A 6,008-nucleotide genomic window follows, 5' to 3' on the forward strand; every position below is an offset into this window, starting at 1 on the left:
ATGAGATGCCGCAACGCTAGCGCAACAAAGTATTGCGAAAAATTCTTCAATTTCGAAACAGCTATGTGCAAAAATGCACAGCGATGGAAAATTGGGACGACTTGAAATTTGTATTGGCGATCGCCAAGGCAGGCGGCCTTGCCAGCGCCGCTCGAACACTCGGCGTGACTCATTCCACCGTGTCCCGACGTTTGTCCGGGCTGGAGAAGCGCATGGGGACGCGCTTGTTTGAGCGGATGCCGGAAGGATTCGTGCCGACTGCAAGCGGTGAGGAGGCCGTGAAAGCAGCCAAACGCATGGAAGCGGAGGTTCTGGATCTCGATACGCGCATCACGGCACAGGATGCCGAACTGGAAGGTCCGCTCCGCGTCACCGCTGCGCAATTGCTGTTTCAGGTTCAGGTGGCCGAGATCATGCAGCAGTTTGCCGAGCGTCATCCGCGCATCGAATTGGAAATGATTGCCGCCAATGAAGTGTTGAGCCTGCAACGGCGTGAAGCCGACATCGCGATTCGGGTGACGGACAACCCGGATGAAAATCTGTTCGGCCGTGTCGCGACAGGGCAGAACCGCGCCTATTACATGTCCCGGGATTTTGCCCGCAAATACCGAGATGTGCTGGAGGTCAGCCATGATGCCACGCCGCTCTCCTGTGTCACGTTCAAGTGGTGGGGGCAGGGAGTGCCGAAGGAAATCCGGTCGCGATATCCCGGCGCCTACATCTCTCTGGTCGCGGACGACATGATTGCTCTGATGGCCGCGGTCAAGGCCGGCATGGGGGTCGGGCGCTTGCCGTGCTTTCTTGGTGATCCGGATCCGGACCTGGTGCGGGTCCCCGGTATCGAGCCTTCCCGTTACTTCGATATCTGGATTCTGACGCACCCGGATCTTAAAAATGTCGCCCGCATCCGCACGTTCCTGCGTTTTGCCGCTGAAGCCTTCAAGACCAAAAGTGGTCTCTATTTGGGTCGATAGTGCAAGTTTGGAACGTCGTGTTCGATACTTTCGAGTTGAACGGTTTTCGCTCACAGTCAATGCATATGGAGTTTCCGGAACTTGGAGAAGTCGATGACAGAAACAGACCTGCCGATGGGGTCGAAGCGAGGCACAGCCGAGCTTGCATCCAGTTATGTGAGAATGCGGGCCTTCCAGGAGAACCGTGCCCGGAAACTTCTTGAACTGGTTGCGGCCAGACCGGGTGAGATCGCGCTTGATATCGGCTGTGGCACTGGCGAGCAGACATGTGATCTTGCCAGGCGGCTTTTGCCTGGCGGTGCTCTCGTTGCCATTGATCCCGATCCATCCCGACTGGATATCGCGCGCCAGAATGCTGCGGATCAATGGCTTGAAATCGAATTTATTCAGGCAAGAGGTGAGGACCTGCGGGGCTTCGAGACAGATCGGTTCGACTTCATCTATTCAAGTTATTCGGTTCATTGGATCACGGATATGCCGGCTTTTCTGGCAGAGACATACCGGGTGTTGAAATCAGGTGGCCGGATGGTCTTTGAATGTGTCGGAGAGCCTGTCCACAAGATCGTTGAACTTCTTGCGATGATGCCCAGTTTTGACGAAATCATGCAGGAAAACACGTTTCAGTCTGATGAAATCTGGCGAGAACAGATCAGCGCCGCAGGATTCTCGATCGAGTTATTTGACTGGCCGGTACTTGAGCTGGAGTTTGCAGATGTAGGCGCAATGCTGGAGTGGACGGAGGCAACCTCACACGGAGCGTTTCGCCGCGACCTCCTGTCAGGTGAGCAGATGGCGGAAATCCGGCAGCAATATCCTGCCGATGTTGTCATCCCGTTTCAGGCGCTTCGGGGACTGCTTTGGAAGTAATGCACCAATCCGTCCAAACGGACACTCTAGATCCAGCGACGGACACGCTTCTGGTACGAACTATAGTCGGCACCGAATATCCGTCTTAAGGCATCTTCTTCCGGTTTGATCTGAAATTCGGTCATGTACCAGATGAAGGCTGGTACAATGATGAGCGCAGTAAGCGTGCCGTAAAAAACTGCCAGTGCGAGCAACAGGCAAAGCAACCCCAGATACATCGGATTGCGGCTCAAGCGATAAAATCCGTCAGTCACCAGTGTCGTTGCCCGGTCCGGCGTGGTCGGGTTGACCGTCGTCTTGTTTTTGACAAAGGCAAGAACGGCCTGACCACCCGGTAATATGGCGGCGACAACAAAAAGCATGGCGATGAAGGCCTGACCTGGAAACGACAGATTGAACTGAGGCAGCACCGTTGCACCTGCGTAAAGCAGCAGCATGGCGATCAGGAAGACGGCTACCGGCGGGACCTTCAGTTGCATATCAGTTCCCGGATCTTTTGAGCTCAATCGGTTGGCCGTGCGGCGTTGCCCGTGCGGCCTGGTTCCAGGCTTGCTTCAGGTCTTCCAGTTGCTTTGCACCGGCAACGCGCTTGTCTGCCAGTAGTCTCTCAAAAGCATTGAGCCAGTGATTGTAGTACCCGGGCATTTCCCCGTTGTCGTTGTCGTCATCCTTGGCAAGCTCCGCACCAAGAGCTTCGGCCCATTCTCTCCAATTGAAAATGCCGGCGTCATAGGCCTGCAATGTCATTGCAAAGACCCGGGCTTCCCAGGGCGCATTGAAAACCGGGCCACCGTCCTGGTCCAACGGCAGGCGCGGCGTCGCTTGAACAGTATCAGGCAGGGTCAAGGTAGGGCTCCCAGAGATCTATGCGTAATGTGAGCTTCGGATCGCTGTCCGGTCCCCAGATGTCCGTGCCTTTGAAGACGACGCCATAGAGCCACGTCGGCTGCTCGCCATGACCGTGCGCGTTGCTGTCAGGAAAGACGTGAACGCCATGCACGGCTTCAATCCGGCCGATAGTATCGCGGGCATAGCGGGGCAGGCGGGTGTGGTGTTCAGGATGCATCCGTTTCGTGCGGATCACATCGCCAATCTTGAACTTTGCGGGCTTGTGCTCCGGTCGGTCGACGGGGCCGCCTTTTGCCAGGATACCTGCTACATCCTCCGCCTTCATGACGCGTCGGACGGGTTTGGAAGGTGTCAGCGCTTGGCCTTTCAGCAGTTCTTCGTCCGATACGAGACCATTTTCAACAATTAGCTTTTCCAGACCCATCGTCCAGATTTCGTAGTAGCTGGAAGACAGGTAGTCTGCAGGTGGCAACGTTTCGCGGGCAAAACGCGATGCGTCCAGCGTCCAGCTGCCGGTGGCGCCCATGGCAAGCGTCACCGCAAATGCGCGCTCTTCCCATTTCGTGTGGAAATTGGGTTCGTTTTCTTCCTGTTCAATCGGGCCGAATCCCATCTGGCCACCAAGATCCTGAGCACCGTTCATGCTGCGTCCTCCAGATCGGAAGGGTCGAGCGCGAGGGCCGTGCCGATCATGCTGTTGCGGGTGACCAGGTCTGCAAGTCTGTCTTCGCTCCAGCCAGCGGTGCCTTCCGGACGACGCGGGATTACCAGATAGCGGACTTCGGCAGTTGAATCCCAGACCCTGATATCGGTTTCGTCCGGCAGTGTGACGCCGAATTCGGCCAGAACGCCACGCGGATCACGAACGGCGCGGGATCGGTATGGTGCGGATTTATACCAGACGGGAGGCAGACCGAGCACGGTCCACGGATAACAGGAGCACAACGTGCACACGACCATGTTGTGGGTGTCCGGCGTATTCTCGACAGCCACCATGTGTTCGCCCTGGCGACCGGTGAAACCGAGTTCGGCAATTGCTGATGTGGCATCGTTCATCAAACGAGCATGGTATTCGGGGTCTGACCACGCCTTGGCGACAACCCGGGCACCATTCTTCGGACCGATCTTCGTTTCGTAGGTCTCGATCAGCTCATCCAGTGCAGGCGGATCGACATATCCCTTCTCGGTCAATAGCGTTTCCAGCGCGCGAACCCTCAATTCGATGTCAGACAACTCGGAATGATCGTGGTCATGATCGTGGGACATGGAGGCTCCTGAAATGTAGAGAGCCTCATATGACGCGGCGATTTTCGTCCTGTCAATTCAAACAATTGCGTCCAGGATCCTCATGACGGGTTCAACCTCAAAACTGCGATCATGCTCCGGATTTGCTTCCTGAACCGCTGGCAATCGAGACAAAAATCAGATTAGTTACATATGTAACCAATTGACTTGCGTCAAAGCGATGTGCTATTTGGTCAATATAGTTACATATGTAACTAATATGGAGGAGCCATTATGAAGATCGAGCAAATGCACCACGTCGCCTACCGCTGCAAGGACGCCAAGGAAACGGTCGAGTGGTACGGCAAAATGCTGAAAATGGATTTCATCCTGGCAATTGCCGAGGATCACGTGCCTTCAACCCATGAGCCGGACCCTTACATGCACATCTTCCTGGATGCCGGGAACAACAACGTGCTCGCATTTTTTGAATTGCCGACCAAGCCGGAAATGGGCTTCGACCCGAATACACCACGCTGGGTGCAGCACATTGCCTTCAAGGTGAAGGACAGGGACGAGTTGATTGCTTTCAAGGAACACCTGGAAGCAAACGGCGTCGAAGTATTGGGTGTCACCGATCACTCGATCTTCCATTCCATCTATTTCTTCGACCCGAACGGACACCGTGTGGAACTTGCCTGTCCGGATCCGAAGGAAGAAGAGCTTCTTGCCAAGCTGGACGACGTCAAATGGGAGATGCTGGAGGAATGGTCGAAGACCAAAAGAGCGCCGAAACACGCCGAATGGCTCCATGCCAAAGAACTGGCCGATGTGTGACCGCGGCGAATGCATTCGTTGCAGCAAATGCACCGCGATTGAAAACCTGACTTCGGGGCTGGGAGGAGAGCTTGATGTTTCAGACCTATCACTATCCGGAATTCGACTACCGTCAGTCGGAGGAACAACTGACGGGAACCGTCAAGCGCCACCCGGTGGTGGTGATCGGGGCCGGACCGATTGGGCTGACGGCCGCACTTGATTTTGCCCAGCGGGGCATTCCGACCGTCGTCATTGATGACAATAACACGGTGTCGGTTGGATCGAGGGCCGTCTGCTACGCCAAGCGCCCTCTGGAAATCTGGGACAGGCTCGGATGCGGCGAGCGGATGATCGACAAGGGGATCAAATGGCAGATTGGCAAGGTGTTTTTCCAGGATGACCTTGCCTACACATTTGATCTGCTTCCGGAAGATGGTCACAAAATCCCGGCCTTTATCAATCTTCAGCAATACTATCTGGAAGAATACATGGTCGATGAGTGTTCGAAATCGAATCTCATCGATCTGCGCTGGAAACACAAACTGATCAACCTGAAGCAGGATGACAACGGCGCATCGCTGACCGTAGAAACACCCGATGGTGTCTTTACGATGGAAGCCGACTGGGTTCTTGCCTGCGACGGGGCGAATTCAGATACCCGCAAGATGGTTGGCGCAGGGTTTTCCGGTCAGTTTTTCCAGGATCGCTTCCTGATTGCCGACATCATCATGAAAGCAGATTTCCCGACCGAACGCTGGTTCTGGTTCGACCCGCCCTTTCATCGAGGTCAGTCTACCCTTCTTCACAAGCAATGCGACGATGTCTGGCGGCTCGATTTCCAGCTTGGATGGGACGCCGATCCGGAAGAGGAAAAGAAGCCGGAAAACATCATTCCGCGCATCAAGGCCATGCTGGGAGAGGATGCGGAGTTCGAATTGGAGTGGGCCTCGGTCTACCAGTTTGCCTGCCGGCGGATCGACAGGTTCCGTTATGGTCGGGTGCTGTTTGCCGGTGATGCAGCCCATCAGGTCTCCCCATTCGGTGCACGGGGAGCCAACACCGGTGTGCAGGACATCGACAATCTTGCCTGGAAGCTGAAATTGGTGATGGATGGCGACGCGCCCGAGAGCCTGATCGACAGCTATCACGAGGAACGCGCCTTCGCTGCTGACGACAATCTCTTGAATTCCACACGGTCGACGGACTTCATCACTCCGAAAAGCGAGGCGTCTCGACGCTTCCGCGATGCCGTTCTGGATCTTTCCGAAGTCAGCG

General features: G+C 55.4%; 8 protein-coding genes. 4 read left to right on the forward strand and 4 right to left on the reverse strand.

What is annotated here, in order from left to right; translation table 11 throughout:
- Window positions 1–101 precede the first annotated feature (101 nt).
- Both K5905_RS25400 and K5905_RS25405 read left to right on the forward strand, forming a co-directional pair.
- Entirely contained in the window at window positions 102–974 is an 873-nt protein-coding gene (locus K5905_RS25400; protein ID WP_297589342.1) for a LysR family transcriptional regulator, read from the forward strand.
- Window positions 975–1,067: 93 nt separating this feature from the next.
- Window positions 1,068–1,841, forward strand: coding sequence for a class I SAM-dependent methyltransferase (locus K5905_RS25405; protein WP_297589345.1), 774 nt, complete (start codon window positions 1,068–1,070; stop codon window positions 1,839–1,841).
- 26 nt (window positions 1,842–1,867) lie between these two features.
- On the opposite strand, the gene K5905_RS25410 is transcribed toward K5905_RS25405, so the two are convergent.
- The 4 genes from K5905_RS25410 to nthA are packed head-to-tail and all read right to left on the reverse strand — an operon-like array spanning window position 1,868 to window position 3,956.
- Window positions 1,868–2,320 (reverse strand): isoprenylcysteine carboxylmethyltransferase family protein, encoded by a 453-nt coding sequence (locus tag K5905_RS25410; RefSeq protein WP_297589348.1) that lies wholly within the window; start codon window positions 2,318–2,320, stop codon window positions 1,868–1,870.
- A 1-nt stretch (window position 2,321) separates the two neighbouring features.
- The gene (locus tag K5905_RS25415; RefSeq protein WP_297589350.1) at window positions 2,322–2,687 is read right to left on the reverse strand and encodes a nitrile hydratase accessory protein; all 366 of its coding nucleotides are present in this window, start codon (window positions 2,685–2,687) and stop codon (window positions 2,322–2,324) included.
- Window positions 2,674–3,333 carry a nitrile hydratase subunit beta gene (gene nthB, locus K5905_RS25420; RefSeq protein WP_297589352.1) on the reverse strand — a complete coding sequence of 220 codons (660 nt, stop codon included), beginning with the start codon at window positions 3,331–3,333 and terminating at the stop codon, window positions 2,674–2,676. Before nthB ends, K5905_RS25415 begins: the two co-directional genes overlap by 14 nt.
- Window positions 3,330–3,956, reverse strand: coding sequence for a nitrile hydratase subunit alpha (nthA, locus tag K5905_RS25425; RefSeq protein WP_297589354.1), 627 nt, complete (start codon window positions 3,954–3,956; stop codon window positions 3,330–3,332). Before nthA ends, nthB begins: the two co-directional genes overlap by 4 nt.
- 252 nt (window positions 3,957–4,208) lie before the next feature.
- Here nthA and K5905_RS25430 point away from each other — a divergent pair, with 252 nt between their 5' ends.
- Together K5905_RS25430 and K5905_RS25435 are read left to right on the forward strand one after the other, a co-directional pair.
- Window positions 4,209–4,751: a VOC family protein gene (locus K5905_RS25430; RefSeq protein WP_297589355.1), complete on the forward strand. Its 543-nt coding sequence runs from the start codon at window positions 4,209–4,211 to the stop codon at window positions 4,749–4,751.
- Between the two features lie 74 nt (window positions 4,752–4,825).
- On the forward strand, window positions 4,826–6,008 hold a 1,183-nt coding region (locus K5905_RS25435), incomplete at its 3' end, for an FAD-dependent oxidoreductase (RefSeq protein WP_297589357.1).

This window comes from Roseibium sp. (assembly GCF_025698965.1).
GTDB lineage: Bacteria > Pseudomonadota > Alphaproteobacteria > Rhizobiales > Stappiaceae > Roseibium.

Excerpts from the sequence above, each read along its gene's own strand:
- K5905_RS25405 (WP_297589345.1), top strand. The coding sequence starts at position 1,068 with ATGACAGAAACAGACCTGCCGATGGGGTCGAAGCGAGGCACAGCCGAG.
- K5905_RS25410 (WP_297589348.1), bottom strand. The coding sequence starts at position 2,320 with ATGCAACTGAAGGTCCCGCCGGTAGCCGTCTTCCTGATCGCCATGCTG.
- nthB (WP_297589352.1), bottom strand. The coding sequence starts at position 3,333 with ATGAACGGTGCTCAGGATCTTGGTGGCCAGATGGGATTCGGCCCGATT.
- nthA (WP_297589354.1), bottom strand. The coding sequence starts at position 3,956 with ATGTCCCACGATCATGACCACGATCATTCCGAGTTGTCTGACATCGAA.
- K5905_RS25430 (WP_297589355.1), top strand. The coding sequence starts at position 4,209 with ATGAAGATCGAGCAAATGCACCACGTCGCCTACCGCTGCAAGGACGCC.